This is a genomic window from Pseudomonas sp. MB-090624, assembly GCF_003205245.1.
GTDB classification, from domain to species: Bacteria; Pseudomonadota; Gammaproteobacteria; order Pseudomonadales; family Pseudomonadaceae; genus Aquipseudomonas; species Aquipseudomonas juntendi.
Genome location: NZ_QJRK01000005.1, coordinates 24,601 through 49,885, shown reverse-complemented (window position 1 = coordinate 49,885; position 25,285 = coordinate 24,601). Strand labels below are relative to the sequence as shown.

Annotated in this window: 26 protein-coding genes; 11 read left to right on the top strand and 15 right to left on the bottom strand. The window is 63.8% G+C overall.

Annotated elements, in window-relative coordinates; genetic code table 11:
- Positions 1-68: 68 nt before the first annotated feature.
- Both DMX12_RS03935 and DMX12_RS03930 read right to left on the bottom strand, forming a co-directional pair.
- On the bottom strand, positions 69-338 hold the full coding sequence (locus DMX12_RS03935; RefSeq protein ID WP_029886814.1) for a DUF6555 family protein: 270 nt from the start codon (positions 336-338) through the stop codon (positions 69-71).
- Positions 339-480: 142 nt separating this feature from the next.
- Positions 481-687, bottom strand: a complete 207-nt coding sequence (locus tag DMX12_RS03930; RefSeq protein WP_110676352.1) for a general stress protein — start codon at positions 685-687, stop codon at positions 481-483.
- A gap of 308 nt (positions 688-995) precedes the next feature.
- Here DMX12_RS03930 and DMX12_RS03925 point away from each other — a divergent pair, with 308 nt between their 5' ends.
- Positions 996-4,775 (top strand): CheR family methyltransferase, encoded by a 3,780-nt coding sequence (locus DMX12_RS03925; protein ID WP_110676350.1) that lies wholly within the window; start codon positions 996-998, stop codon positions 4,773-4,775.
- Positions 4,776-4,794: 19 nt separating this feature from the next.
- Here DMX12_RS03925 and DMX12_RS03920 read toward each other — a convergent pair whose 3' ends face one another.
- Positions 4,795-5,346, bottom strand: a complete 552-nt coding sequence (locus DMX12_RS03920; protein WP_110676348.1) for an ATP-dependent Clp protease proteolytic subunit — start codon at positions 5,344-5,346, stop codon at positions 4,795-4,797.
- Positions 5,347-5,540: 194 nt separating this feature from the next.
- On the opposite strand from DMX12_RS03920, the gene DMX12_RS03915 reads away from it, so the two are divergent.
- From DMX12_RS03915 to DMX12_RS03900, 4 genes are read left to right on the top strand one after another with little or no spacing between them, the layout of a single operon-like run.
- Positions 5,541-6,458, top strand: coding sequence for a DUF72 domain-containing protein (locus tag DMX12_RS03915; protein WP_177411239.1), 918 nt, complete (start codon positions 5,541-5,543; stop codon positions 6,456-6,458).
- An 8-nt stretch (positions 6,459-6,466) separates the two neighbouring features.
- A complete protein-coding gene (locus DMX12_RS03910; protein WP_054913153.1) occupies positions 6,467-7,240 on the top strand; it encodes an endonuclease/exonuclease/phosphatase family protein in 774 nt (257 codons plus the stop codon).
- Positions 7,237-8,442, top strand: coding sequence for a cardiolipin synthase ClsB (gene clsB, locus DMX12_RS03905; protein WP_110676346.1), 1,206 nt, complete (start codon positions 7,237-7,239; stop codon positions 8,440-8,442). Before DMX12_RS03910 ends, clsB begins: the two co-directional genes overlap by 4 nt.
- Complete coding sequence (locus DMX12_RS03900) at positions 8,442-9,395, top strand: lysylphosphatidylglycerol synthase domain-containing protein (protein ID WP_110676344.1); 954 nt, start codon at positions 8,442-8,444, stop codon at positions 9,393-9,395. The genes clsB and DMX12_RS03900 overlap by 1 nt, the downstream gene beginning before the upstream one ends.
- Positions 9,396-9,455: 60 nt before the next feature.
- On the opposite strand, the gene DMX12_RS03895 is transcribed toward DMX12_RS03900, so the two are convergent.
- Positions 9,456-9,680, bottom strand: coding sequence for a metallothionein (locus tag DMX12_RS03895; RefSeq protein ID WP_009686889.1), 225 nt, complete (start codon positions 9,678-9,680; stop codon positions 9,456-9,458).
- Positions 9,677-10,141, bottom strand: coding sequence for a hypothetical protein (locus DMX12_RS03890; protein WP_054904694.1), 465 nt, complete (start codon positions 10,139-10,141; stop codon positions 9,677-9,679). Before DMX12_RS03890 ends, DMX12_RS03895 begins: the two co-directional genes overlap by 4 nt.
- A 128-nt stretch (positions 10,142-10,269) precedes the next feature.
- On the opposite strand from DMX12_RS03890, the gene ligD reads away from it, so the two are divergent.
- The 5 genes from ligD to DMX12_RS03865 are packed head-to-tail and all read left to right on the top strand — an operon-like array spanning position 10,270 to position 15,859.
- Positions 10,270-12,771, top strand: coding sequence for a DNA ligase D (ligD, locus tag DMX12_RS03885; RefSeq protein ID WP_110676342.1), 2,502 nt, complete (start codon positions 10,270-10,272; stop codon positions 12,769-12,771).
- A 25-nt stretch (positions 12,772-12,796) separates the two neighbouring features.
- Positions 12,797-13,840, top strand: a complete 1,044-nt coding sequence (locus DMX12_RS03880) for an acyl-CoA dehydrogenase family protein (RefSeq protein WP_110676340.1) — start codon at positions 12,797-12,799, stop codon at positions 13,838-13,840.
- Complete coding sequence (locus DMX12_RS03875) at positions 13,837-14,592, top strand: PIG-L deacetylase family protein (protein WP_110676338.1); 756 nt, start codon at positions 13,837-13,839, stop codon at positions 14,590-14,592. Before DMX12_RS03880 ends, DMX12_RS03875 begins: the two co-directional genes overlap by 4 nt.
- An 11-nt stretch (positions 14,593-14,603) precedes the next feature.
- Positions 14,604-15,203 carry a bifunctional 2-polyprenyl-6-hydroxyphenol methylase/3-demethylubiquinol 3-O-methyltransferase UbiG gene (locus DMX12_RS03870; protein ID WP_029886191.1) on the top strand — a complete coding sequence of 200 codons (600 nt, stop codon included), beginning with the start codon at positions 14,604-14,606 and terminating at the stop codon, positions 15,201-15,203.
- Positions 15,200-15,859: a glycosyltransferase family 2 protein gene (locus tag DMX12_RS03865; protein WP_110676336.1), complete on the top strand. Its 660-nt coding sequence runs from the start codon at positions 15,200-15,202 to the stop codon at positions 15,857-15,859. Before DMX12_RS03870 ends, DMX12_RS03865 begins: the two co-directional genes overlap by 4 nt.
- A 23-nt stretch (positions 15,860-15,882) precedes the next feature.
- Here the strand turns inward: DMX12_RS03865 and DMX12_RS03860 are convergent, their stop codons facing one another.
- The 9 genes from DMX12_RS03860 to DMX12_RS03820 all read right to left on the bottom strand — a co-directional run bounded on the left by DMX12_RS03860 (position 15,883) and on the right by DMX12_RS03820 (position 23,503).
- Positions 15,883-16,704 (bottom strand): Ku protein, encoded by an 822-nt coding sequence (locus tag DMX12_RS03860; RefSeq protein WP_110676334.1) that lies wholly within the window; start codon positions 16,702-16,704, stop codon positions 15,883-15,885.
- Positions 16,705-16,799: 95 nt separating this feature from the next.
- Entirely contained in the window at positions 16,800-17,387 is a 588-nt protein-coding gene (locus DMX12_RS03855) for a nucleosidase (protein ID WP_110676332.1), read from the bottom strand.
- 80 nt (positions 17,388-17,467) lie between these two features.
- Positions 17,468-18,421: a class I SAM-dependent methyltransferase gene (locus DMX12_RS03850; protein WP_110676330.1), complete on the bottom strand. Its 954-nt coding sequence runs from the start codon at positions 18,419-18,421 to the stop codon at positions 17,468-17,470.
- Positions 18,421-19,752, bottom strand: coding sequence for an iron-containing redox enzyme family protein (locus DMX12_RS03845; RefSeq protein WP_110676328.1), 1,332 nt, complete (start codon positions 19,750-19,752; stop codon positions 18,421-18,423). The genes DMX12_RS03850 and DMX12_RS03845 overlap by 1 nt, the downstream gene beginning before the upstream one ends.
- 20 nt (positions 19,753-19,772) lie before the next feature.
- Positions 19,773-19,973 carry a hypothetical protein gene (locus DMX12_RS03840; protein WP_110676326.1) on the bottom strand — a complete coding sequence of 67 codons (201 nt, stop codon included), beginning with the start codon at positions 19,971-19,973 and terminating at the stop codon, positions 19,773-19,775.
- 58 nt (positions 19,974-20,031) lie between these two features.
- Positions 20,032-20,208, bottom strand: a complete 177-nt coding sequence (locus tag DMX12_RS03835) for a general stress protein (protein WP_009686902.1) — start codon at positions 20,206-20,208, stop codon at positions 20,032-20,034.
- Between the two features lie 147 nt (positions 20,209-20,355).
- Complete coding sequence (locus DMX12_RS03830; RefSeq protein WP_110676324.1) at positions 20,356-21,639, bottom strand: NTP/NDP exchange transporter; 1,284 nt, start codon at positions 21,637-21,639, stop codon at positions 20,356-20,358.
- Between the two features lie 4 nt (positions 21,640-21,643).
- Positions 21,644-22,552, bottom strand: a complete 909-nt coding sequence (locus tag DMX12_RS03825; protein ID WP_110676322.1) for an aldo/keto reductase — start codon at positions 22,550-22,552, stop codon at positions 21,644-21,646.
- 84 nt (positions 22,553-22,636) lie between these two features.
- The gene (locus DMX12_RS03820) at positions 22,637-23,503 is read right to left on the bottom strand and encodes a Dyp-type peroxidase (RefSeq protein WP_047150156.1); all 867 of its coding nucleotides are present in this window, start codon (positions 23,501-23,503) and stop codon (positions 22,637-22,639) included.
- Between the two features lie 183 nt (positions 23,504-23,686).
- Between DMX12_RS03820 and DMX12_RS03815 the strand changes: the two genes are divergently transcribed.
- Complete coding sequence (locus tag DMX12_RS03815) at positions 23,687-24,580, top strand: bile acid:sodium symporter family protein (protein ID WP_110676320.1); 894 nt, start codon at positions 23,687-23,689, stop codon at positions 24,578-24,580.
- Between the two features lie 11 nt (positions 24,581-24,591).
- Here DMX12_RS03815 and DMX12_RS03810 read toward each other — a convergent pair whose 3' ends face one another.
- Complete coding sequence (locus DMX12_RS03810) at positions 24,592-25,059, bottom strand: sterol desaturase family protein (protein ID WP_009686908.1); 468 nt, start codon at positions 25,057-25,059, stop codon at positions 24,592-24,594.
- Positions 25,060-25,285 lie beyond the last annotated feature (226 nt).

Sequence of the window (25,285 nt, the reverse complement as noted above, 5' to 3'; positions counted from 1 at the left end):
AGCAAATCGGTACTCGGAACTGGGGCCATCTGCGGACGGAGGGAACCGCAGCAGCCCCTGCGCTGCCGCTAGACAATGGCCGCAGGGTCGCCCACCGACTGATTCGGTTTGCTCCCCGACAGGCGCCAGCTCACCGCAGTAATCCCATACCGTTCAGCCATCGGGCGGCTGACCTTCCTGATCTTTTCCCGCCCGAATTTGGGGATGATCCCAATGCCCGCATCGCAACTTGCCCAATGCCAGGCTTCGGCATTGTCCAGGCGGTCCAGGCGAATGATGAAACTGCGCGGCTGACCATGCAGTTGGTAATCGATGATGAACAGCTGTGGGGCAGGCATCGCAGGGGCCTCCTCTTCTCCATGGATGACACCCTGATTGATCGGGGCAGCAGCAGAAGATTCAAAAAAATATCGATCGACAGGCACCAGCGGCGCCCGAGCGGTGTACGCCTACAGGCACACTACCGCTCGCGCAGTACCTTCACTCGCTGCGGGTGCCGTGGCTGTTCCGGCCACCTTTGCGTCCGGCTTCCGATGCCCGCTGGCGATCATTGGCGAAGTTGCCGCCCGACGCCTGGCCGCCTTTGTGCCCAGCGCGCGATGCCCGCTCACGGTCGTTGGCGATATTGCCCGGGTTGGTTTCTTTGGTTCCGCCGCGCTGGCGGGTACCTTCCTGATCTTGTGCCATGTGGTTTCTCCTCGCGATGAATAGGCGGTCGCACAACCTGTGCGTTCATACAGTGCACGCACCCAAGGTTGCCATGTTCAGATTCCGAACCTGCAATTGCCCGCTTGGCTCACACGTTTTGACGGCAGCTGACCGGTGGCCCGAAACACGTGCAGGCCAACTATTTGTGCCCCGTTTGCAGGCGGGGCGCACTTTATCGCGCATGCAGCAGTCACAACTGCAGGGTAGCGGCCTATAATCGCCCCACTATCCAGGTGTGACTGCACAGTCACGCACCGCCCGTAAGGCTCTTGTACAAGGCTCCATCGATGAAGTCCTCGCCCAAGCAACCCGCCGCGCCGCAAAACCCTGCACTCAGCCCAAGCCACTTGGACTTTCCGGTGGTGGGCATCGGTGCCTCCGCAGGTGGCCTGGAGGCCATCTGCACGCTGTTTCGGCATATGCCAAGCGACTGCGGCATGGCGTTCGTGGTGGTGCTGCACTTGTCGCCGGATCATCAGAGCGTGGCCGACCGGATCATCCAGGCCACCACGCAGATGCCCGTGCGCCAAGTCACCGAGCCGGTGCCGATCGAGCGTAACCATGTGTATGTCATCTCCCCGGCCAATCGCCTCTCGACCAATGACGGCTACCTGCGCGTGACCCCCGCCAATCGCCGCCGTGGCGACCACGTGGCCATTGACCTGTTCTTCCGCGACCTGGCCGACGTGCACAAGGACCATGCATTCTGCGTGGTGTTGTCGGGCACCGGCGCCGACGGTGCCGTGGGGCTGTCGCGGATCAAGGAGCAAGGCGGCGTGACCCTGGTTCAGACCCCGGACGATGCCCAGTACGACAGCATGCCCCGGGCTGCCATCGAAACCGGCATGGTCGACCTGGTGCTGCCCGTGGCCGAGATGCCACAAAAGCTGCTGGAGCTGTGGCGTAACGCCCGCCAGGTCAGGTTGCCGGAAATCGAGGATGACACCCTGCCCCCGGCGCTGGGCACCCGCGTAGGCGACGCCCAGGCCAGCGAGCCGCTGCTGGAGGAGATGCTTCTGCAGTTGCGCAGCAACACGGGGCACGATTTCCAGCACTACAAGCGCGCCACCGTGCTGCGGCGCATTGAACGCCGCCTGCACGTGACCGGGCAAAGCAACCTCGCCGGCTACTTGCACTACCTCGAGCAGAACCCCGCCGAGTCCACGGCGTTGCTGGCAGACATGCTGATCGGCGTGACCAACTTCTTCCGCGACCGCGAAGCCTTCGAGGCCCTGGAGCGGCACGTGCTGCCCCAGCTGGCCAGCGAGCATGACCCCGTCGACGGCCATGACGAGATCCGCGTCTGGTCGGCCGGCTGCTCCACCGGCGAAGAGGCCTACAGCCTGGCCATGCTGATCTGTGAGCAACTTGCGCTGGAGCAGCGCAACCGCAAGGTCCAGGTGTTTGCCACCGACCTCGATGAGCGTGCCATCGGCATCGCCCGTACCGGTTTGTACTCCGAAGCGATCGTGACCGATGTGCCGCCCAGCCGGCTGCGCCAGTTCTTCGTCAAGGAAGACCAGCATTACCGGGTGCGCAAGGAAGTGCGCGAAAAAGTGTTGTTCGCGCGCCACAACCTGCTGTCGGACCCACCCTTTTCGCAAATTGACCTCATTGTCTGCCGCAACCTGCTGATCTACCTCGACCGCGAAGTGCAACGCGACATCCTGTTGATGTTCCACTTTGCCTTGCGCCCTGGCGGCCATCTGTTCCTGGGCTCGTCCGAGTCAGCCGACGTGGTGGGTGAACTGTTCGCGCCGGTGGACAAGCGTAACCGGATCTTCCGCGCCCGTGACGTCAGCAATGCCGGGCGCCGCGCCGAGCGGCAGGTGCCTGGCAGCACTGGCGCCAGCCTGCCATTGGACCCGTTGGCCAAGGTCAAGCCCGGGCGCAAGCCCTCTTATGCCGAACTGCACCACCGCGCGCTGGCCATGCGCATGCCGGCCAGCCTGATCGCGGATGTGGACGGCAATATCCTGCACATGAGCGAAGGTGTCGGGCGCTTCCTGCAACTGGGCGGCGGCGAGCCCAGCCGCAATCTGCTCGGCCTGGTGCTGCCGAGCCTGCGCCTGGCGCTGCGCAGTACGCTGTTCCAGGCGCGCCAAGGCACCGAAGCGGTCACCTCCCGGCCGGTCGACCTAGGCGATGCCCAACAGCCGTTGCAGGTGGAAATCACCGTGCAGCCTTACAAGGACGACGTGCACAACGGCGATTGCCTGCTGGTGGTGTTCGAGCAGCGGGCGCCCGACCCTTCCCTGCCACTGCCGGGCGTCATCCGCCAGACCGACAGCATGGTCCTGCATAACCTGGAACGCGAACTCCAGCGTACCCGCCTGCAGCTGCAGGAAACCATCGAGCAGTCGCAGGTATCCAGCGAGGAACTCACGGCCTCCAACGAAGAAATGCAGGCAATCAACGAAGAGCTGCGCTCGGCCAGCGAAGAGCTGGAAACCAGCAAGGAAGAGCTGCAGTCCATCAACGAAGAGTTGCTTACCGTCAACTACGAGTTGAAGAACAAGGTGGAAGAGACCGACAAGATCAACGACTACCTGAGCAACCTGATCGCCTGCACCGAAATCGCCACCGTGTTCGTCGACCGCAACCTGCATATCCGCTGGTTCACGCCGCGCGCTGCGGACCTGTTCAACATTTTACCGGTCGATACCGGCCGCTCATTGCTCGACATCACGCACCGCCTGGACTACCCGGCCATGGCTGATGATGCCCGCGCCGTGGCCCAGGGTGAGGCCGTTATCGAGCGGGAAGTTGGCGGCCAGCGCGACCACTGGTACCTGGCACGCCTGCTGCCCTACCGCTCCAGCGAGCAGAAAATCGACGGCACCGTCCTGACCTTCATCGACATCAGCAGCAGCCACGCTGCCGAAGAGCACGTGCGCCTGGGCGAAGAACGCTTGAGCAAGCAGCTGGCGGAATCGCAAACCACCAGCCACATGAAGGACGAGTTCTTCGCCATCATGTCGCATGAACTGAAGCACCCACTGAACCTGATTCAGCTGAATGCGGAAATGCTCCGCCGCCTGCCCTCGATCAAGCAGATCGGCAACGCCAGCAAGGCCGTTGCCACCATCTGCGAGGCGGTTGGCAGCCAGGCCAGGATCATCGATGACCTGCTGGATGTGGCACGCATCCGTACCGGCAAGCTCAAGCTCAAGACCGAGCCGGTAGACCTTGGCGCCATCCTGCGCGGCATTCACGCTGTGGTGGTGGCTGAGCAACACCCCTGTCTGGTGCGCCTGGAGCTGCCTGCCGACGGCTTGCCAGTGATGATCGAAGGCGATGTCACGCGCCTGGAGCAGATCATCTGGAACCTGCTGAACAATGCCCTGAAGTTCAGCCCGGCAGGCAGTGAGATACGCCTGGTGTTGAGCCGTGACGATCAACAGGCACGCCTGCAGGTGATTGACCAGGGCGTAGGCTTGAGCCCCGACAGCCTGGAGCACATCTTCGACCTGTTCAGCCAGGCTCCCCAGCTGGCCAATCAGAACCGTGAAGGCCTGGGCATCGGCCTTTCGTTGGTACGCCAGTTGGTCGAAGCCCAGGGCGGCACCGTGCAGGCCAGTTCGGCCGGCTTGGGCTTGGGCTGCACCTTCTCCGTTTGCCTGCCCCTGTGCAACGTGCAGTCGCCGCCTTGCGCCAACCCTGCAGAGCATTCCCGGGAGGGCCGGCTGCACGGCGTGCGCGTGTTGCTGGTGGATGACTCGGTAGAGGTATTGGAGATCATGCAAGAGCTGCTGGAAATGGAAAACGCCAGCGTGCGCGCCTTCAGCCGCCCCCGCGAGGCGCTGGAGGTGGCCTCCGGTGAGGCGTTCGACATCATCCTCTCCGACATCGGCATGCCGGTGATGGATGGCCATGCCTTGATCAAGGCGCTGCGCAGCCACGCCCATCTGCGCCACACCCCGGCCATCGCCCTCACCGGCTACGGTGCCAGCGCAGACCAGCACAAGTCACGCCAGTCCGGCTTCGACCGGCACCTGAACAAGCCGGTCGGCTACGACGAACTGGTGGAGGCCATCGAAACCTTGAGCGGCACGGTGCCTTACTGATGGTCGGCCGGCATGAACCTCAGGCGTGCACGCTCCACTGGTTCATGTCCAGCGCGATCGGCATCTCGTCGATGGCATGGATCACGCCGCTTTGCAGTGCCTCCTGCGGCCCCAGAATCCGCGGGTACGCCATCAGGTAGCGCGGCACGTCGAGCACCTCGGGCGCACCTTCTGTGCGCTCGGCCACAATCTGCGCGTACAGCTGCAGGTCGTAATCCAGGCTCATCGCATATTCGGCCATGCGTGAATGGTCGACCGAGCCGTGCAAGGTCCAGTGGAACGGGTGGAACAGGAACTTGCTGTAGCTGCATGCCGTGCGCCACTCCCCGGCCAGGAACAGGATATTACCCATGGACTCGACGGTGCCCAGGTTGTGCGTATGCACCGGCACCGGCAGCGCCCGCAGGAAGTTGTACAAGGTAAAGCCGTAGCTGCACTCGCCGCCCATGGTAGCGATGTTCAGTTGCAGCACCTCGGCGCCCTGCTGCAATGCCTTCGAGCAGGTATTGATCAGATTGCCACAGGTCGACGAATTGATCGGCCCGGTGAAATGAATGATGTGTCTGGCCATGCTTGCCTCCAGGGTTGGCAGGTCAATTCCTGGGCTCGCGCGCCTGGGGCGCATACCCGGTGGAATCGTCTGCGCGGGCAAAGTTCAACCTGTCAGTGCCGTTCCCGTTGATCATACGCGGTGAACCCTTGGCCCTATGCGCCAGTCGCAATACCACAGTAACCGAACAAGGAACCGGTGATGAGGACGACGGCGTGAGCGATATCCGCATCGGCATTTCCGGGTGGCGCTATGGCCCCTGGCGCAAGGACTTCTACCCCAAGGGCCTGCGCCAGGACGATGAACTGGCGTTCGCCTCGCGGGCCGTGAACAGCATCGAGATAAACGGCTCGTTCTACAGCTTGCAAACCCCAGAGCGCTACCTGCGTTGGCGTGATGAAACGCCGGATGGCTTCGTTTTCGCGGTCAAGGGGCCACGGTACATCACCCATGTGCGGCGCCTGAAGGAGGTTGAGGAGCCAGTGGCCAACTTCTTCGCCTCTGGCCCGCTACTGCTAGGCGACAAGCTGGGGCCGTTCCTGTGGCAGTTCCCACCGAACATGAAGTTTGACGAAGAGCGTTTTGCCCGGTTCTTGCAGTTGCTGCCACGTGACCGCAAAGCCGCGCGCGCATGCGCCCAAGGCTGTGCCGAACGGCTGCGGGACAGTGGCGGCCTTGCAATCACCGGTAATGTGCGTTTACGCCACGCGGTAGAGGTCCGCCACGAGAGCTTTCTTTGCGAGGCGTTCATCAAGCTGCTGCGCAAGCACCGGGTTGCGCTGGTGGTTGCGGACAGTGCCGGCAAGTGGCCGCATGCCGAAGATGTCACAGCAGACTTCGTGTACATGCGCCTGCACGGCGACGTGGAGCTCTATAGCAGCGGCTATACCGCGCGTGCGTTACGCCGCTGGAAACAGCGCATCCTGCACTGGAGCCAAGGTAGCCAGGCAGACGACGCGCGTCTGATCGTGCCGGGGCCGCCACCTCGGCGTGCGGCGCGTGACGTGTACTGTTTTTTCGACAATGACCAGAAGGTCCATGCGCCCTACGACGCCCGCCGTTTGCTGCAGAAGCTGTCGCTGGACCATGAACTGATGACCGAACCGGGCGTGGTGCCGGAGGTGGCCTTGTGAACGAACCCATGACTGCTTTGCCGCGCAGCACCGATCAGTCCACCGCCGTGCGCCGTTTGAACGTACTCACGCTGAACGTGCACAAGGGCTTCACCTTCTTCAATCGCCGCTTCATCCTGCCTGAGCTGCGTGAAGCGGTTCGTGCCACCGGCGCAGACCTGGTGTTCCTGCAGGAAGTGCATGGCAGCCATCAGCAGCATGCCTTGCGCCACCCGGCCTGGCCTGATACCCCGCAATATGAATTCCTTGCCGACAGCATGTGGCCCCAGTTCGCTTACGGCCGCAATGCCGTGTACCCGCAGGGTGACCACGGCAACGCCTTGCTGTCCAAATTTCCCATCCGGCGCTTCAACAACCTCGATGTGTCGGTGCAAGGCAAGGAACAACGCGGCCTGCTGCATTGCCAACTCGAGGTGCCAGGGCACGACCAGGTGCACGCCATTTGTGTGCACCTGGGCCTGCGCGAAGCGCATCGGCAAAGCCAGATCCAACTCTTGCTCGACCTGCTGGCCAGCCTGCCGCCGCAAGCCCCGGTCATCGTCGCCGGCGATTTCAACGACTGGCGCCTGAAGGCAGATGCCGTGTTGGGCGAGCACCTGGTAGAGGCCTTCGGCGAGCGTTTCGGCACCCCGGCACGCAGCTTCCCGGCGCGTCTGCCGCTGCTGCGCCTTGACCGCATCTACCTGCGCAACGCCATGCCGAGCGCTGCCCAGGTACTGTCGAATTACCCGTGGTCGCACCTTTCCGACCACGCACCATTGGCCGCGGAGATTCACCTGTGAACAGACCTTGGGTAGAGGGCAACAACGTAAAGTTGCTGATCAACGGCGAGCAGTATTACCCCTGTGTGTTCGAGGCCATGGCCCGTGCCCAGGAGGAAATCCTGCTGGAAACCTTCATCATTTTCGACGACAAGGTCGGCCGACAACTGCAGCAGGCGCTGATCGACGCGGCCCGCCGCGGCGTGCGTGTCGAAGTGGTGGTGGACGGCTATGGTACCGGCGACCTGCCCGCGCCGTTCATCGCGGCCATGACAGATGCCGGCGTGAGTTTCTACGCCTTCGACCCGCAGCCGCGCCTGGTGGGCATGCGTACCAACCTGTTCCGGCGCCTGCACCGCAAGATCGTGGTCATCGATGGCGAGCGGGCCTTCATTGGCGGCATCAACTACAGCGCCGATCACCTGGGCGACTTCGGCCCCATGGCCAAGCAGGACTATGCCGTCGAGGTAACCGGCCCAGTGGTGGCACAGGTGCATGCCGCCAGCAAGCGCCTGATGTCGCCGGTGCTGCAGGAACCAAGCGCCGTGCGGCCGTTGACCGAGCCCGCCGGGTCCACCACCGCCGTGCTGGTAGAGCGTGACAATGGCGTGCGCAGGACAGCCATCGAAAGCCAGTACCTGCAGGCGTTTCGCGGTGCCAAGGAACGTATCGTGGTGGCCAATGCCTACTTCTTCCCCGGCTACCGGCTGCTGCGCGAGTTGCGCAACGCTGCCCGCCGAGGGGTAGCTGTGCACCTGATCCTGCAGGGGCAGCCAGACATGCGCTGGGTCCGTGCACTGTCGCGGTTGCTGTACAACTACCTGCTGCGTGATGGCGTGGTCATTCATGAATACTGCAAGCGGCCCTTGCACGGCAAAGTGGCGCTGGTGGACGACGAGTGGGCGACCGTGGGTTCCAGCAACCTCGACCCGCTGAGCCTGTCGCTGAACCTGGAAGCCAACCTGTTCATCCGCGATCGCGCGTTCAACCAACTGCTCGGCGAACACCTGCAGTCGCTTGCGCACGAGCAGTGCAAGCCGGTGACCCTGGAACGCATGATCCGTGGCTACTGGTGGCGGGCACCGCTGATCTTCGCTTGCTTCCATGCGGCGCGCCATTTCCCGCGCATCGCCGGCTGGTTGCCGGCACACCGCCAACGGCTGCGCTCGCTGCAGCCAGACGTCGAGGCCCCGGCCGGCGACCTGCACGAGGGCAATACCTGATGGCACGGACAACCTGGCAAACCTGGGCCAAGCGCGTATTGACGGTGGCGTTCCTGATCCTGATCCCTGTGCTGTTGTATCAATTGGCCCGCAACCTGGACTGGAACGAAGTGCGCCAGTCGCTGCTCGCCTACAAGCCTGGAACGCTGGTGATCGGCCTGGCAATTGCGGTGTGCAGTTACCTGACGTTCGCCAGCTACGACTTGCTGGCCCGCGCCTACACCGGTCATCAGCTGCCCGCCCGGCAAGTGCTGCCGGTCGCCTTCGTGTGCTACGCGTTCAACCTCAACTTCACCACCTGGGTCGGCGGGGTTGCCTTGCGCTACCGCCTGTATGGGCGCCTGGGGCTCGATACCCCCACCATCACGCGCATTCTCACGCTGGGCCTGCTCACCAACTGGATGGGCTATATGCTGCTGGCCGGCAGTGTGTTCGCCCTGGGTCTGGTCGAACTGCCGGGTAACTGGGCGGTGGGCACCACAGGGCTGCGCCTGATCGGCGTGCTGTTGCTGGCGATTACCGCGGCGTACCTGCTGGCCTGTGGCTTGGCCAAGAAGCGCACGTGGCGTTGGCGCGAGCACGAAGTCACTTTGCCAACCCTGCGCCTTGCGCTCTGCCAGGTAGCGCTGGGGGCCAGCAACTGGGCATTGATGGCGCTGCTGATTTACTGGTTGCTGCCGGGCGACGCCTTCTACCCCGCGATCCTCGGGATCCTGTTGATCAGTTGCGTGGCAGGCGCGGTTGCACATATCCCGGCGGGCCTGGGTGTGCTGGAAGCGGTGTTCCTCGCCCTGCTGCACGGGCAGATGGCGCAGGGCACGCTGGTAGCTGCGCTGTTGGGCTATCGCACCCTGTACTACCTGATACCGTTGGTGGTTGCGATCGTGACTTATCTGGTGCTTGAGAAGCGCGCCAAGGCCATGCGCCAGCGCGACAATTCGGTGCAAACCTGATGGTGTGGGGCAGGCGCGCTTGACGTCGGCGCGGCCTGGTGCCGCGCCAACAAGGCGACCTCAAGGTGAAATCGGGTCGCTCGCCGGGAAGGTCTCATCCAGCGCATTGTCTACGGCATTTTCGTCCGGTTTTTCGCTGCAATGGCAGGCTTGCATCCTGCATCCCTCGCCATGGCTATGGCCGTTGGCGCAGGCCTCACAGCAATAGGCCTTGCCGTCACGCTGCAAGGCATTGGCATCCACGGTGCAGGAACAGTCGGTACAGGCACAACGTTGCTGGTTCATGATCTGCTCTCCTCGTCATCGATCACATCATCGGTCCAGGGTTTCCCGTCAAGCGGTGCGGAACGTGCCAGTTCGGCTTCATCCAGCCCAAAGCCGCCACCGATTTCGTCGGCATCCACTTCGCGCAGGTCCATGTCAGCCGGGCCGTCGCCGCCGCCGGGCTCGTGGGGGTCACGGGCGCCGGTTTCATCCAGCAGCGTATCCGGGCTCAGGTCGTCGTAGGTGACGTTGTCTTCATGCAGGCTGTCGCTCAGCGCTTCGCCACCCGTCATGCCGCTTTCGGCAACACGCTCTGGTGGAAATTCGCGCTCGATCTCGCTCGCCGGGCGCTCGTCCCCTACTCGCCCCTGGCGTTCGTCAAGGCGCTCATCGAAGTCCAGTTCGTGCACGCTGCCCATGCGGTCCTCGGTGTCGTCGATCTCGGTTGGGGTGTAGGGCTTAGGATCTTCTGTTCGGGCCATGTACGTTCTCCGTCAGTTGGCTGCATTCGGTCGACTGCAACGGGTGGCCGAAGATTCAGAGTTTTTTGAACTCCCTGCCTGCCCGGCGCCTCCCACCTCTACAGAGTGCGATTTGCCCGGAGCCGGACATGGCCAAGCCCCTGCAGGAATACGCGCGCAAGCGCGACTTCAACGCAACGCCCGAGCCCAGTGGCAAACGCAGCCGTGGCAAAAAAGCCCATGCGCTGCAGTTCTGCATTCAGAAACACGACGCCAGCCACCTGCATTATGATTTCCGCCTGGAGTTGGACGGTACGTTGAAGAGCTGGGCGATCCCCAAAGGCCCGTCGCTGGACCCGAACGTGCGCCGCCTGGCCGTGCACGTCGAGGACCACCCGCTGGACTATGCCGATTTCGAGGGCCACATCCCTGAAGGCCACTACGGGGCTGGCGATGTCATCGTCTGGGATCGCGGCATCTGGGAGCCGGAGGGCGACGCCCATGAGGGCTATGCCAAGGGCAAGCTCAAGTTTCGTTTGCAAGGCGAAAAACTGTCCGGGGTGTGGCACCTGTTCCGCACCCACCTGGCGGGCAAGAAAGAACAATGGATGCTGGTCAAATCCCACGATGCCCAGGCCCGTAGCGAAGCCGAGTACAGCATCGTCGACGCGCAGCCCGACAGTGTGCTCAGTGACCGCACCCTGATCCCCCGCAAGCCGGCAGCCAAGCAAGCCGCCACCAAGCCGCGGGCTACCCGCAAGCGCCCCGGCAAGGTTCGCCAAGCCGCATTGCCGAACCAGTTGCAGCCACAGCTGGCCACCTTGGTGGACACGCCGCCCCAGGGCGACTGGCGCTATGAGGTCAAGTTCGATGGCTATCGCATCCTGGCTCGTATCGACGGCGACGATGTGCGGCTATTCACCCGCAACGGCCATGACTGGAGCAGCAAGATGCCCCGCCAAGTCGCAGCATTGCGCGCCCTGGGCATCGATTCGGCCTGGCTGGATGGCGAAATGGTAGTGGCTGACGAAAATGGCGCAGCGGACTTCCAGGCGTTACAGAACGCCTTCGACACCGAGCAGGACGAGCACATCACTTACTACGTATTCGACCTGCCCTTTCTGGGTGGCAAGGACCTGCGTCACGCACCGCTACAGGATCGCCGCGAAACGCTGAAAACCCTCCTCGATCACGACGCGTCAGACGTACTCAAATATTCCGCCGACTTCGACGAACCGGTCGACGCCCTGCTGGCCAGCGCCTGCCGCCTGGAACTCGAAGGGCTGATCGGTAAACGTGCAGACAGCCCCTACAGCGGCCGCCGCAGCGCGGACTGGATCAAGCTCAAATGCAAGCGCCGCCAGGAGTTCGTGCTGGTTGGCTACACCGACCCCAAAGGCAGCCGCAGCGGCTTCGGGGCCCTGCTGCTGGCCCTGCACGACCCGGACAATGGCGAGCTGCGCTATGCCGGCAAGGTCGGTACCGGCTTCACGGCTGCCACCCTGGCCAGCATCCATACGCGCCTGCAGCCACTTGAAATTGCCAAGCCCGCCGTGGCCCGCCCGCCCAGCGGCGCAGAAGCCCGCGGTGTGCACTGGCTGAAGCCGCAGCTGCTGGCTGAAGTGGCGTATGCCCAGATGACCCGGGACGGCATTGTGCGCCATTCGGTCTTCCATGGCCTGCGCGATGACAAGCCCGCCACCGCCATCGACCTGGAACGCCCCATGCCCACCAACACAACGCCCCGCCGCAAACGCGGCAAAGCAGCGCCACTTTCGGAGGACCTGCACCTTACCCACCCTGACCGGGTGATCGACGCTACCACGGGCGTGACCAAGCGCGATGTGGCCGAGTATTACGCCGCCGTCAGCCAGTGGTTGCTACCCCAGATCCAGCACCGCCCGGTGGCATTGGTGCGGGCACCCGATGGCCTGGCCGGTGAGCTTTTCTTCCAGAAGAACGCCAGCCAGCTGCACCTGCCCAATGTGCTCGAATACGACAAGGCCCAGGCCGGCCAGGCGGCCATGGTCATCAACCGCGCCGATACCCTGCTGGGCGCGGTGCAGATGAACATGCTCGAGCTGCACAGCTGGAATGCCACTGACAAGGACTTCGACAAGCCCGACCGCTTCGTGCTCGACCTCGACCCTGACCCCGCGCTGCCCTGGAAGGCCATGCTGGAAGCCACTCAACTCACCCTCACCCTGCTCGACGAGCTTGGCCTGAAAGTGTTCATCAAGACCAGCGGCGGCAAGGGCATACACTTGGTGGTACCGCTGACCCGCCGCGCGGGTTGGGACGAGGTCAAAGCCTTCAGCCATGCCATCGTCGAGTACCTGGCCAAGCTGTTTCCGGACCGCCTCAGCGCTGTTTCAGGGCCCAAGAACCGCATCGGGCGCATCTTCATCGACTATCTGCGCAACGCCAGGGGGGCAACAACCGCGTGTGCCTATTCCCTGCGTGCACGGGAAGGCCTGCCGGTGTCGGTGCCCATCTGGCGTGAGGAACTGACCGCGCTCAAAGCCGCCAACCAATGGAACATCGCCAACCTGCCCGCGCGCCTGGCAGAGGTCGACGACCCGTGGGCGGACCTGGGCAAGGTCCGCCAATCCATTACGGCGCGCATGCGCAAACAGCTGGGGCTTGCCTAGTGGCCACGCATCAGGAGACCCGCCCATGAGCATCGTCCAGGACTTCAACCTGACCCATTTCGACCGCCTACTGCGTACATTTGGTGATCGTCAACAGCCCCTCAACCTCGACACTCAGTTGCCTCAGCTGATGCAGGCGCTGCAGGCCGACCACCTGGACCTGCTGCCGTTGCCAGGCCAGGGCAATACCTTGCGCCGTTGGCAGACGTTGGCCCGCGTGGCGGGTTGCGACCTGGCCCTGGCCAAACTGTACGAAGGCCACACCGATGCCCTGGCGATTCTGGCGGAGTGCGCAGCTGCACACTACGTGGCAGAAGGCATTTGGGGCGTGTGGGCCGCCGAGCCACCTGATGCCCGCGCGGTCATAACCTCCCGCGACGGCGACAGGGTACGTTTGCAAGGCACCAAAGCCTGGTGTTCCGGGGCGTTGCAGATCGACCGGGCATTGCTCACCGCCTGGGATGAGCAGGGTCAGCAGCAGTTGGTCGCCATCGAACTGTCGCAGCCTGACCAGGGGCTGAACATCGAGCATTGGCAAGCCGTGGGCATGGCTACCACGGCCAGCGTCGAGGTCACCTTCGACAACACCCCGGCAACGCTGATCGGCAAACCTGGCCAGTACCTGGCGCGCCCTGGTTTCTGGCACGGCGGCGGCGGTATCGCCGCGTGCTGGTATGGTGCGGCCGAGGCCCTGGCCGATTACCTGCGCGAGTATTGCCGCAAGCCGCGGCCCGACCCGCATGCCGATGCCCACCTCGGGGCGGTGGACGCCGCTTTGTATGGTGCGCGTGCGGCGCTGCGTGAATGCGCCGCCTGGATCGACCGGCAGCCGGGTGCAGATGCCAGTTTTGAAGTGCGGCGCGCCCGCGCCCAGGTCGAGCAGGCCGTGGACCAGGTCATCAGCCATGTCGGGCGGGCGCTGGGTGCCACACCGTTCTGCCGCAACAGCCACTTCGCCCGTTTGAGCGCCGATTTACCGGTGTATCTGCGCCAAAGCCACGCGGAGCGTGACCTGGCAGCGCTGGGCCAACAGCTGGCGCAGGTGCCGGCAGGAGCGTGGCAGCTATGAGTGAGAACTTGATCCAGGCCAGCAGCGGCACCCCTTGGGCCGACTGGCAGCAGGCGGCACACCTGGCCCGCGCCACATGGCTCGACCCCGCCCGGCTCTGCCCGCCTGGGCGCCGCCTGGTGATGATTGCGCCCCACCCGGATGATGAAATCCTCATGGCAGGCGGCCTGCTGAGCAGCTTCAAAGGCCGTGAAGCCGACCTGATGCTGATTTCCGCAACCGATGGTGAAGGCAGCCACCCTGGCTCAACCCAGTGGAGCGAGCATCGCCTGCGTCGCCAACGCCCCCAGGAAAGTCGCCTGGCATTGCAGCAGCTTGACCTGGACCCGAACCGCGTGGACTGGCGCCGGCTCAACCTCAAGGACGGCCAATTGCCGCGAGAGGAAGCGTTCCTGGTCAGCCATCTGACTCAATTGTTGCGCCCGGACGACCTGTTGATGGCTACCTGGCGCAATGACGGTCATTGCGACCACGAGGCCGTCGGGCGCGCCGCCGCCCACGCGGCATTGGCGCGGCAAGTGCAACTGGCCGAGGTCCCGGTCTGGGCCTGGCACTGGGCGCAACCCGACGACCCTCGCCTGCCCTGGCCCCGTGCCCACCGCCTGCAGCTGGATGAAGCCCGGTTGGCGCGCAAGCGCAAGGCCCTGGCCGCCCATGCCAGCCAGTTGCAGGCAGACGGTGAGCGGCCGCCGGTGCTACCGGCAAACCTGCTGGATTGCCTGCTGCAACCTTTCGAACTGGTGTTCCTTTGACTGGAGTTGTCATGAGCCTCGACCCACAGTATTTCGCCGACTTGTATGCGACCAATGAAGACCCGTGGGCTTTTCGCACCCGTTGGTACGAGAAGCGCAAGCGCGAGCTGGTCATGGCCAGCCTGCCCCGTCAATGCTACCAGCGGGTATTCGAACCAGCCTGCGCCAACGGCGAGCTAAGTGCACTGCTGGCCGAACGCAGCGGGGAACTGCTATGCCAGGACCTCGACCCCACCGCCGTGGGGCTGGCCCGCGAACGCTTGGCTCAGGTGCACAATGCGTCTGTGGAACTGGCGCGGCTCCCGGCAGACTGGCCTGGTGGGCGCTTCGACCTGATCGTGCTGAGCGAGGTGGGCTACTACCTGGACCCCACCGACTGGCTGCAAGTCATCGAACAAGCGGTCGCCAGCCTGTCTTACGACGGCGGCCTGCTGGCATGCCACTGGAAGCACCCCATTGTCGGTTGCCCGCAGGATGGGCGTGAAGTGCATCGCATGCTGGCCCGCCACCTGCCCCTCTACAAGCAGTTCCAGCATGATGAAGCGGACTTCGTGCTCGAGTACTGGTCAGCCCAGCCCAGTGTGGTCGACCTTGACGAGACTTGCCCATGATCGCCGTCGTGATTCCGGCCCACAACGAAGCCCGCCGCCTCGGCCGTTGCCTGCGTGCGGTGCTGATTGCCGCCGTGCAGGCACAGCAGGCTGGCCATCGGGTCGAGGTGCTGGTCGTGCTCGACCGCTGCAGCGATGGCAGCGCCGCCGTGGCGCGGCGTTTTGGTGTGCAGGTGCTGGAGGTGGAGGCTGGCAGTGTTGGTATGGCCCGGCGGGTGGGCGCGGCGCACATGGTCGACCGTGGTGCGCGGTGGCTGGCCTGTACCGATGCCGACAGCCGGGTACCGGGGCACTGGTTGTTGTCGCAGCTGGCCTGCAGTGCCGAGGTTGTCTGTGGCACGGTACACGTCGAATACTGGCAGCCGTGGCAGACGGCGGCCCTGCGCCAGCTCTATCAAAGCCGCTACGAGCAGCGCGAGGGGCACCGGCACATTCATGGCGCCAACCTGGGCGTGTGCGCCGACGCCTATGCACGGGTCGGCGGCTTCCAACCCTTGGCGGCCCATGAAGATGTGCAACTGGTCAGCGACCTGCAAGCCAGTGGCGCGCAGATCGTCTGGACGGCCCGGCACAGCGTGGCCACCAGCAGCCGCCTCGACAGCCGCGCCCGGGAAGGCTTTGGCGATTACCTGGCGCGGCTACAGGCTCTGGTTTGATCGAAGCGCTTGCGGGGCTTCGATCAGGAGGCCTTGCGCGGCTTCTTCGCCGGCTTCTTGCCGCCGAGGCTGCGTTTCAGCAGCTCGGTAAGGTCGAGGATGTCCGCACCTTTCTCGGCGCTGGCGGCCTTGCCTTTCTCGACTGTAGCGATCTTGCCTTTGCTGGCCTTTTCTTCCACCAGGTCCAGAATGGTCTGGCGGAAGGCGTCATGGTAGTCCTCGGGCTTCCACGGCCCGCTCATGTCTTCGACCAGTCGCTTGGCCATGTCCAGTTCGCGCTTGTCGACCCTGGTATCGGTCACACTGCTGTCCAGCTCCAGGGTCTCAAGGCCGCGCACTTCCTCGGGCCAGCGCAAAGTGATCATCACCAGCGCGTCATCCAGAGGGCGCAGCAGCGCCAGGTGCTGGCGGGTGTGCAGCACAACCGTGGCCAGCGCCACCTTGCCGGTTTTTTCCAGCGTCTCGCGCAGCAATGCATAGACTTTGCCGCCGCGCCGGTCGGGGGTGAGGTAATACGGGGTATCGAAGTGCTGCAGGGGTATTTCGCCAGCTTCGACAAAGGAGAAGATATCGATCGTCTGAGTGGCTTCAGGGCGAGCCTTGCGGATTTCCTCCTCGCTGATCACCACATAGCGGCCCTTTTCATACTCCACGCCTTTGACGATGTTGTCCTTGTCGATTTCCTTGCCGGTGACCTTGTTCACGCGCTTGTAGCCCACAGGCTCCATGCTGCGCTTGTCCAACCAGTCGAAGTCTACCCGTTCGGTGCGCACCGCAGTGTTGAGGGCCACAGGGATATGCACGAGCCCGAAGCTGATAGCGCCTTTCCAGATTGCCCGAGCCATGACACTGCTCCAAAATTGGCTGCCGATACCAACAGTGACTGCACCGGGTGGCGAAGGTTTAATGGCATTGCCCCACGGCCACCAATGGCCGGCAATCAGACCGCGTTGAACAGCACATGCTTGAACGCTTCGGCCGCCAGGTGAACCTGTACGGTCCAATCACCGGCAGCCTCGCTGCCCGCGTCATCGGAGATGTACTTCAGGCACACGAACGGAATATCTTCGCTGCGGGCGATCAAGGCCAGCACGTAGGCTTCCATGTCGACCACATCGTAAGGCGCATCGCCGTGCTTGGTTTCGAAGCTGTCGCCACTGCCGCAGGTTTCCAGCGCCAGGCCGGGTATGGCCGCACCGTGTTCGAGTAGCACCGGGGTATTCGCCAGTGGCGTCTCGTAACGGGCGAAGCCCAACGGCGTCACGTCCATGTCGCGCTGCACGAAACGGTTGCAGCACACGACAGCGCCTTTGCCGTGGCGCTGGCTGCCAGCAGAACCCAGGTTGACGATCAGCCTGGGACGGCGCACAGCGATAGCCTTGGTCAGCGCGATAGCAGCGTTGACCTTGCCAATACCGGTGAACACGGTGTTCATTTCGCGGAACACCTCGCCCGCTTCGGCTTCAAGGGCGAAGACGAACAACGTGTCATCTAGGGAGATATCAGGGAATAGCGTGGTCAGCATCATGGCGCGGGTGGTCCGTGTGGCGGCAGGGGGCGCGCCATTGTCGGGCAACCCCGGCCAATTGCAAGTGCGCCGTAACACTTCTACAGGCGGGTAACCGTCAGGGCTACGGCGGCTATCCGCTCCACGGCTTCATAACCCGGCTCAGCCAGTTGCTCCCCGAACACATCAGGGTCGATTTCCCGATACACCCAAGAGCACGTGGGGCCGGCCAGACGCAGGCGAACAGCCTCGAGCAAGGGATCACGGCCGTCCACGATCGCCACACCGGTATACAACAGCAACGAGCCGCCCGGGGTCAGCCGCTCACAAGCCTGCTCGACAATCCGCAACGACAACGCGGCCCCCAGGGCGCCACCGCCATGCCGGTAGGTCCGCTCGCCCACATCGAGCATGTAGGGCGGGTTGGCAACGATCAGGTCGAAACTGCCGGGCACATCGTCCAGCAGGTCACTGTGCTTCACCGAAATATTGCTGACGCCAGCCAACGCTGCATTCACGGCGGTGTACCGCAGGGCAAGCGGGTTGATATCCACGGCAAAAACCTGCGCATGGCGCGCCGCCCGTGCAACCAGCAAAGCGCCAATGCCAGTTCCGCAGCCAATGTCCACGGCATGCTCAATGCGTTTGTCGCCGTGTCGCAGGTGCTCGTGGATGACCTGGGCGAAGCGGTAGCTGTCCGGGCCGAAGAACACTGCGTCTGCAGTGTCGGTCGGGTAGGCAGAATGGACCAGTAACAGGTCGCCCAGGGTAGACCAGCGCACCGCGCTGCGAAACGACGGCTGAGGTGCCGCAGTCAAGCCCTCCGCGCGCTGCAGCAGGGCCATTAGATCCGCGGTTACCAGCCCGGGGCTGAACGCCTGGCTCCAGCCGAACACATCGCGCAGGGTGCGTGCCTGCTCGCCGGCGCAGCGGGCCATGACGCGAGCGTGTGTGGCCGGTGTCACGCAGGTGAAACGGTAACCAGCGGCACGCAGGCGCTGGCCCAATTCAACCAGCGCATCGTCACTGGCAAGTATCTGCGGGGCGGGCTCCATCAGCGCGCTTGCTCCTGGATCATCCCCGTGGCCTGCAGATAGGCGCGGGTCGCCTGCAGCCCGTCAGGCGTCGCGTGACGATTACCAGCCATGCGTTCGATCAGCGCTTCGATATCGTGCGCGTCGACATTCACAGCGTCACCTTCCGGGGATGCCGGCAACTGCCAGCTTCCGGGGAGCACGCGACGAACGCGCGACTGCCAACCTGCTGCGATCCAGTCGTGCCACAACTGCTTTTCATAGGCGGTGAACACACCGTACATCGGTGCTGATGGCCCATCCACGAGTCCCCACCAGCGGCTTTGCGCGGGTTCTTCACCGCGGCGAATCCAGCCCTGCGCCTGCAGCGCCTGCAGAAAGTGCGGCATGGCGCCAGGTTCTGCCAGCCATTGGTTGATGGTGCGCCCCTGCAGCCGGCACCGGTCTGAATGCATGAACTGGCCAAACTGACGCTTCTGTTCCAAGGCCTGCACCAATTCCGCTTCCAGGTCGAAAAGGCTGACCAGGGTGGGTGTATCCACGCCAAGGTCATTCAGGCGGTAGCCGTGCCGTACTCGCTGGTAGAACCCGGAGGGGTCACTGCGCGGGCTGAGTTGGCGCAAGGCCTGGATTGACAGGTGGGCGTGACCGCTGGCGGCGTTGTCGATCGTGACATGCAATTGGAAATACTGGCCGTCGATGCCCAATTCGGCGAGTTCATAGGTGGTAATCAGCAAATGCAGCGGTGGTTGTTCGTAGCCGAGGTTATAACCGATCAGCTCAGGGAGGAAGTCCTCACCGTAGCGGCCCAGTGCCAGCTGCAGTGCCCCCTGCAAATAGCGTTCGTCTTCAAGGTGCAACGGTTCCAGGCAACCCAGGCGGCTCATCAGCCGCTGATAGATCGCCACATGGTTGCAGCGCACATCACCGCTGCCCAATTCTTCCAGGTAGGTCCGGATCAACCCGTGGTAGCGCGGGTCTGCCCAATGCCGCAACGTACTGTGCAACCACGCACCATCCACCGCCTTGGTCGGTGCCACCTGTTGCAGGAACCATAGCGCTTGCGCGCGCGTGGCAAAATAGCGGCGTGGCCCACCTTGCTGGCGTTGTGCCAAGTAGGCGGCAAAACCTTGAGCTACTTGCCCGGCGTGGCGCGCGCCCCAGGCTTCAAACTCCACGGGGTCGGCTGGCAGGTCATCCGGCAAGTGCCGGGCACGCTCCAGTTGCTCCTTCAACCATTGCGCGCCAGCGTTATCAGTGCCTGCCAGCAAGGCTTCGTAACGCTGTTGCAGGCTGGTTGTGGCCAGTGAGGCCGGAACTGTCGCGGCGGTCTTGCGTGTCATGACCGTCATGCCGTTTTCCTCATGCGCGTTTATTGGCTGGGTTTCTGACCAGGCATCGGTTCAGGATCTGGCGCAGGTTGGGGGGCGGGCTTGTCACTGGGTTGTTGCATTTGCAGGGACGGCTTGGTGGTGTCGGCGTCGTCTTTGCCGGGGTGGCCATTGTCTCGGTCGAAACAGCCGCCAACCAGCAACAGGGCGCCCGACAGGGCCGCCACAGGTAACCATTGCATAACGACCTCCAGGGCTACTCGATGGCAGTGCCGGTTCCCCGGCACTGCAGGGCCTCATTTACGAGCGGCCGCCTTTGCGGCCCGATTCACTGGTTTGGCCGCCGCTGGAATGCTGCCCGCCCTTGCGGCCTGCCTCGGAGGCTTTTTCGCGGTCATTGGCGAAGTTGCCCGAGTTCTTGTTACCGCCCTGGCTGCCTTGTTGGTTGCCGGTACGGCTATTGTCTTTAGTGGCCATGGTCTGAAACCTCATATGATTTCGGGATGCACGGCTTCAGCGCCGTACATGAATTCGGAGTACGGGCTCGGGTCGGGATTCGTTTCAATTGGCAGGCTTCGGACCGGTGGCATTAAATAAGCGGCCAGTCCTTATTTGGCGCGCCTTTCAGTCGCGCGGCGGGTTATCCATACGGGCCTGACGGCGGCCAAGCCAACCGCCGGTGGCCGCCCAGGCCACGGCCAGTACCGCCCCAATCAGCATGGCCAGTTGAGGGTGTTCGCCCATCACGTCCAGGGCACGCTTGAGCCAGCCACTAAGGGCGTCGCCACCCCGGTACACCACGGTATCGATGAAGTTCTTGGCCTTGTACTTGTCCTCGGCCCGCAACACGGTGAACAGCATCTCGCGCCCCGGTCGTACCAGCGCATACTCCCCTGCACGGCGCACCACCATGACCATTACGAACACCGCGAACACCGGGGCCAGCGCCAGCCACAAGAAGCCCACTGCCATCACCAGCGGCACGGCCATCAGCAATATGCCTACCCCCAGGCGACGTGCCAGCCGCCCGGTGAGGAAGACTTGCGTGAGGATGGCCAAGGCTTGCACAACGCTGTCGATCAAGCCGAACACCTGGGTTTGCCGGGTGGGGTCGGTGAAGGTCTGGCTGACGATGCGCGCCTGCTCGAAGTACAGGAAGGTACTGACACTTGCCAGTAACACCACGAACAGCGCAATGCCCAACAGATAAGGCGAGCGCAGTACCGCAGTGGCACCGGCCAGTGGGTTGCCGCCCAGCGGCCTTGCGGCGCTACGCTCGGCATGCGCTGGCAACGGTTGCCGCTGTCGCCAGCACTGCAGAAACAGGCTTGCCCCGACGCTGCCGAGCAGGAATACCGCCGCCAGCAGCAGCAACCCGGCATGGCCCAGCGGCGCCACCAGTAGCGTGCCCAGGATCGGCCCGCTGAGGCCACCCAGGCTGGCCCCGGCGGCCAACAGGCCGAACAGGCGCTTGCCTTGGGCCGTAGAAAACAGGTCGGCGAGCACGCTCCAGGCTAGCGAGATGGTCAGCAGGTTGAACACCGAAAGCCAGATGTAGAACGCCCTCGCCGCCCACAGGTTGTCTGGTGTGCGGGTAAACAACACAGCGAACAGCAGCAGGTTGCTGACAAAAAAACCATAGGTACAAGGCAGGATGAGCCGGCGTTGCACGCCACTGGCCAGCCAGCCGAACACCGGCAGGCATGCCAGGCTGGCGATGAAGGTTCCGGTGAACAACCACTGCAGGTTGTCAACGCCCCCGGCAACACCCATGGTTTCGCGCACAGGGCGCAGCATGAAGTAACCGGTAAACAGGCAATAGAACAGCAGCAGGCCGGCGATAACCGCCGGGCCTTCGCCGGGCTGTATGTTCAGCCCTTGATCCAGGCGCCGCCGCCAGGCAGTCATACGCTCAGGTGAATTGCCTGATCAGCGCCTGTTGCTGCGCCTGGGTAAGCAGTGGGCCCTGGCCAGCCATGAGCTGGTCGAGCTGGCGATCTGGCCGCCCGGTGGCGGGAATTACCGTCGTCACCGCCGGGTGGCTGATGGCGAACTTGAGAAACAGCTGCGCCCAGCTGCCGATGCCCGCTTCAGCGGCCCAGCCGGGCAACGGCTGGTCTTTGACTCGGGTGAACAGGCGCCCATCGTCGAACGCGCGGTTGATCAGCACCGCTACACCCCGCTCCTGGCACAACGGCAGCAATTCACGGGCGGCCTGGGGGGCACTGACCGAGTAGTTGATCTGGATGAAATCCAGCGCCTCGCTGCGCACCAGCTCGGCGACCTCGGCGTGGCCACTGTTCAGGTAATGGGTGATCCCGACATAGCGGGTTTTGCCCTGCTGCTTGAGTTCGCGCGCGTAGGGCAGTTGGGTTCGCCAGTCACGCAGGTTGTGCACCTGCAACAGGTCGACCTTGTCGGTGCGCAGCCGCTTCAGGCTCTCAGCCCATTGCGCTTGGGCTTCTGCGCGGCTGTCGGCGGCAATCTTGGTGGCAATGAAGCAGCGTGAATGCCACCCCCCCTCCTCCAGCAATTGGCCAAGAATGCTGTCGGCGCCACCGTAATTGGGCGAGGTGTCGATCACCCGCCCGCCACCGTCGAAAAAGGCCTTGAGCACTGCCCGCAGTTGCTGGTAGGCAGCCGAACCGGCTTCAACCTCGAAACTGCCGGAAGTCCCGGCGCCAATGACCGGCAGCGCTTCACCGCTGGACGGTACGGCGCGGGTCAACATGCCTGCCGGCGTGGCCGCGTGCAACCAAGGGGCGCTGGCCAATAGGCCTAACGTAGCACCCACGCGTAGGACATCACGACGTGCATACATGGAAAAGCTCCCGTCATGCCAGGGAAACTTCCAAGGCTAGTCGCTCTACCCGGCGCGCGCGGGCGTTTCTGTGTCCGGATGTTTTTACCTGGCCTGCAGCAGCGGGCTCAGGTCGACACCGGTGGCGCTGATTGGCGGGCACCAGTAGTAGCCGCCGCTCAGGGGCCGGCTGAAGCGGTACAGGCCGTCGATGATCCCGTCCTCCAGGCCACTCATGCGCCGCAGTTGCACTTCGAAGGCATCGAAGCTGCGGCCCAGGGCAACGAAAGCCAGGCCGGCACCGCGCTGATCGGCCCAGGATACCGAGCGGCGCACCATGAAGGCCTCGGGCTCGAAGCTTTCCTGGGCAGTACGCTTGACGTGTGCCGACTCGGGCGCGTCGTCGAGTTCTTCGTTGTCACTGAGGCGGCGGCCCATGATGTTGTCCTGGTCGGCCTGGGGCAGCGACTTGAAGTACGCCAGGTCGTGCTTCCACAGCTGAAACGCGGCAAAGCTGGAACCATCGGCAGCGATCGCTGCCTGCACCGCATCCTCGTCCACCGGGTTCTCAGTGCCGTCTTCGTAGCCGGTCAGGTCCAGCCCACCCCGGTGCAGGAAACCGTCAACGCTGTCGGCCAGGCGCAGGGCCGGCGCCAACGCCTGCTCCAGTGCCTGGGCCCGCAGCAGCAGGTCGCCCCGCTCATTGCCACGCAGCCACAGCCACAACGCATGCTGGGTGCTGGGGTTCTCTACCGCCGCATCCAGCAGCGGGAAAGGACGCAGGCCAGGTACTTCACGCCCCAGGGCTTTGGCCATGGGCGCGCCTACGCCCAGAATCACCTGCACGCCATCGACCTGCGGTAGCAAGGCATCGAGGGCGGCAGGCAACGCCTCGGGCGATTGCAGGGTGAAGAACAGGTGGCGGGCGTGGGCCGGCACCGGGGTGGCAAGCAGACCTTGCTGGAACGGCATGACAGGCTAATCCTCGAAAAAGGCGGCATGCTACTGCGCCTGCGGGCTTGCTGCAACGCGCCATACAGCGCCGATGAGGGATCTCACTGGTAACAAATGGTTACCAAGAGCTGGCTCTTTGCAATTACCTATCCACCCCGGCCCACCTAGACTGCTTCGGATCCTTCGCCCGAGAGACTACCGATGACCGCCTCGCCTCTGCTCACCGCCGTTCTGCCCCTGGCCTTGGGCATCATCATGCTGGGCCTTGGCCTGTCGTTGACCTTGGCTGACTTCGCACGGGTGGTGAAATATCCGAAGCCCGTGGTGGTGGGCCTGGCCTGCCAGATTCTGCTGTTACCGCTGGTGTGCTTCCTGATCGCCAACGGCTTTGGCCTGGAGTCGGCGCTGGCGGTGGGGTTGATGTTGCTGGCCGCTTCGCCGGGCGGCACCACGGCGAACCTGTTCAGCCACCTGGCACATGGCGATGTGGCGTTGAATATCACCCTCACAGCGGTCAACTCATTGATCGCGATTCTCACCATGCCGCTGCTGGTCAACCTGTCGTTGAGCTGGTTCATGGCGTCGGACCAGGCCATACCGCTGCAGTTCGCCAAGGTCATGCAGGTGTTCGCCATTGTTCTGCTGCCGGTGGCGCTGGGCATGCTGATTCGCCGCTTTGCCCCCGCATTTGCCGCGCGCATGCAAAAGCCGATGAAGCTGGTGGCGGCATTGTTTCTGGCATTCACCATTGTCTTGGCGCTGGCCAAGGACTGGCAGACGGTGGTCGAGTACGCACCGGTCGTGGGCCTGGCGGCGCTGCTGTTCAACATCTTGAGCCTGGCGGTGGGCTACTGGGTGCCGCGCCTGCTCAACATCCCCAAGCGCCAGGCCATCGCCATCGGCATGGAAATCGGCATACACAACGGCACGTTGGCCATTGCCCTGGCCCTGAGCCCGTCGCTGCTGAACAACCCGACCATGGCAGTGCCGGCAGCGCTGTACAGCCTGATCATGTTCTTCACCGCCGCCGGTTTTGGCTGGTGGGTGAGCCGAGGGCACGCCGTGGCGCAGCCTGAAGGCGGCACCGCCGGGTAACGGCCAGGCAGTCAGCGCCGGTTGCGCTTGCCCCGCAGTTGCTGTTTCAACACCTTCAACGGCGGCGCGTAGAAGAAACCGAACGACACCCCTCCGGTGCGCCCCTTCACTGCATGGTGCAGCCGGTGCGCCCGGTACAGGCGTTTGAGGTAGCGGTTGACCGGCCGTGGCCGGCGCGGCCAGTGCCGATGAAAGAAACCATCATGGGCCAGTACATAAAGTACGCCATAGCCCGCCACGCCACCGCCCACCCACTGCAGCGGCGCATGGCCGCCCTTGCCCAGGGCGATCAGGGCGGCGGCTATCAGCGCCAGCGCCAGCAGGTAGAGGTCATTGGTTTCGAGCATGCCTAGCTGTGGCTCATGGTGCGAGCGGTGCAAGCACCAGCCCCAGCCATGCATGATGTACTTGTGGGCCAGCGTGCCTACGCCCTCCATGGCCACCAGGGTGCCGAACAGCACGGTCAGATTGAGCAGCATGGAACGGTCCGGGTGATCGCATAGGGTGGCGCAAGGTTACCGGCTGATGGTTTTTTTTTCCATGTGGCAGGCGCCGCCGCCGGGCATGTGCCGATTAAGCCATTGTCATCTTTGCACCCTTGACCGGCTTTGCCGCGGGGCGTATGGTCCGCGTCGCAATTTAGCCATCCCAACAGGAGACCCGCTTTGGACAGTAGCCCCAGTCGCTTGCGACAGGCCCACGTGG

Bases quoted from the DNA above. Each gene is read 5' to 3' on its own strand.
- DMX12_RS03935 (WP_029886814.1), bottom strand. From the start codon at position 338: ATGCCTGCCCCACAGCTGTTCATCATCGATTACCAACTGCATGGTCAG.
- DMX12_RS03875 (WP_110676338.1), top strand. From the start codon at position 13,837: ATGAGTGAGAACTTGATCCAGGCCAGCAGCGGCACCCCTTGGGCCGAC.
- DMX12_RS03820 (WP_047150156.1), bottom strand. From the start codon at position 23,503: ATGCCGTTCCAGCAAGGTCTGCTTGCCACCCCGGTGCCGGCCCACGCC.
- DMX12_RS03825 (WP_110676322.1), bottom strand. From the start codon at position 22,552: ATGTATGCACGTCGTGATGTCCTACGCGTGGGTGCTACGTTAGGCCTA.
- DMX12_RS03870 (WP_029886191.1), top strand. From the start codon at position 14,604: ATGAGCCTCGACCCACAGTATTTCGCCGACTTGTATGCGACCAATGAA.
- DMX12_RS03845 (WP_110676328.1), bottom strand. From the start codon at position 19,752: ATGACGGTCATGACACGCAAGACCGCCGCGACAGTTCCGGCCTCACTG.
- ligD (WP_110676342.1), top strand. From the start codon at position 10,270: ATGGCCAAGCCCCTGCAGGAATACGCGCGCAAGCGCGACTTCAACGCA.
- DMX12_RS03850 (WP_110676330.1), bottom strand. From the start codon at position 18,421: ATGGAGCCCGCCCCGCAGATACTTGCCAGTGACGATGCGCTGGTTGAA.
- DMX12_RS03880 (WP_110676340.1), top strand. From the start codon at position 12,797: ATGAGCATCGTCCAGGACTTCAACCTGACCCATTTCGACCGCCTACTG.
- DMX12_RS03865 (WP_110676336.1), top strand. From the start codon at position 15,200: ATGATCGCCGTCGTGATTCCGGCCCACAACGAAGCCCGCCGCCTCGGC.
- DMX12_RS03890 (WP_054904694.1), bottom strand. From the start codon at position 10,141: ATGGCCCGAACAGAAGATCCTAAGCCCTACACCCCAACCGAGATCGAC.
- DMX12_RS03900 (WP_110676344.1), top strand. From the start codon at position 8,442: ATGGCACGGACAACCTGGCAAACCTGGGCCAAGCGCGTATTGACGGTG.
- DMX12_RS03830 (WP_110676324.1), bottom strand. From the start codon at position 21,639: ATGACTGCCTGGCGGCGGCGCCTGGATCAAGGGCTGAACATACAGCCC.
- DMX12_RS03925 (WP_110676350.1), top strand. From the start codon at position 996: ATGAAGTCCTCGCCCAAGCAACCCGCCGCGCCGCAAAACCCTGCACTC.
- DMX12_RS03920 (WP_110676348.1), bottom strand. From the start codon at position 5,346: ATGGCCAGACACATCATTCATTTCACCGGGCCGATCAATTCGTCGACC.
- DMX12_RS03910 (WP_054913153.1), top strand. From the start codon at position 6,467: ATGACTGCTTTGCCGCGCAGCACCGATCAGTCCACCGCCGTGCGCCGT.
- DMX12_RS03840 (WP_110676326.1), bottom strand. From the start codon at position 19,973: ATGCAATGGTTACCTGTGGCGGCCCTGTCGGGCGCCCTGTTGCTGGTT.
- DMX12_RS03810 (WP_009686908.1), bottom strand. From the start codon at position 25,059: ATGCTGCTCAATCTGACCGTGCTGTTCGGCACCCTGGTGGCCATGGAG.
- DMX12_RS03855 (WP_110676332.1), bottom strand. From the start codon at position 17,387: ATGATGCTGACCACGCTATTCCCTGATATCTCCCTAGATGACACGTTG.
- DMX12_RS03835 (WP_009686902.1), bottom strand. From the start codon at position 20,208: ATGGCCACTAAAGACAATAGCCGTACCGGCAACCAACAAGGCAGCCAG.
- DMX12_RS03815 (WP_110676320.1), top strand. From the start codon at position 23,687: ATGACCGCCTCGCCTCTGCTCACCGCCGTTCTGCCCCTGGCCTTGGGC.
- DMX12_RS03860 (WP_110676334.1), bottom strand. From the start codon at position 16,704: ATGGCTCGGGCAATCTGGAAAGGCGCTATCAGCTTCGGGCTCGTGCAT.
- DMX12_RS03930 (WP_110676352.1), bottom strand. From the start codon at position 687: ATGGCACAAGATCAGGAAGGTACCCGCCAGCGCGGCGGAACCAAAGAA.
- DMX12_RS03895 (WP_009686889.1), bottom strand. From the start codon at position 9,680: ATGAACCAGCAACGTTGTGCCTGTACCGACTGTTCCTGCACCGTGGAT.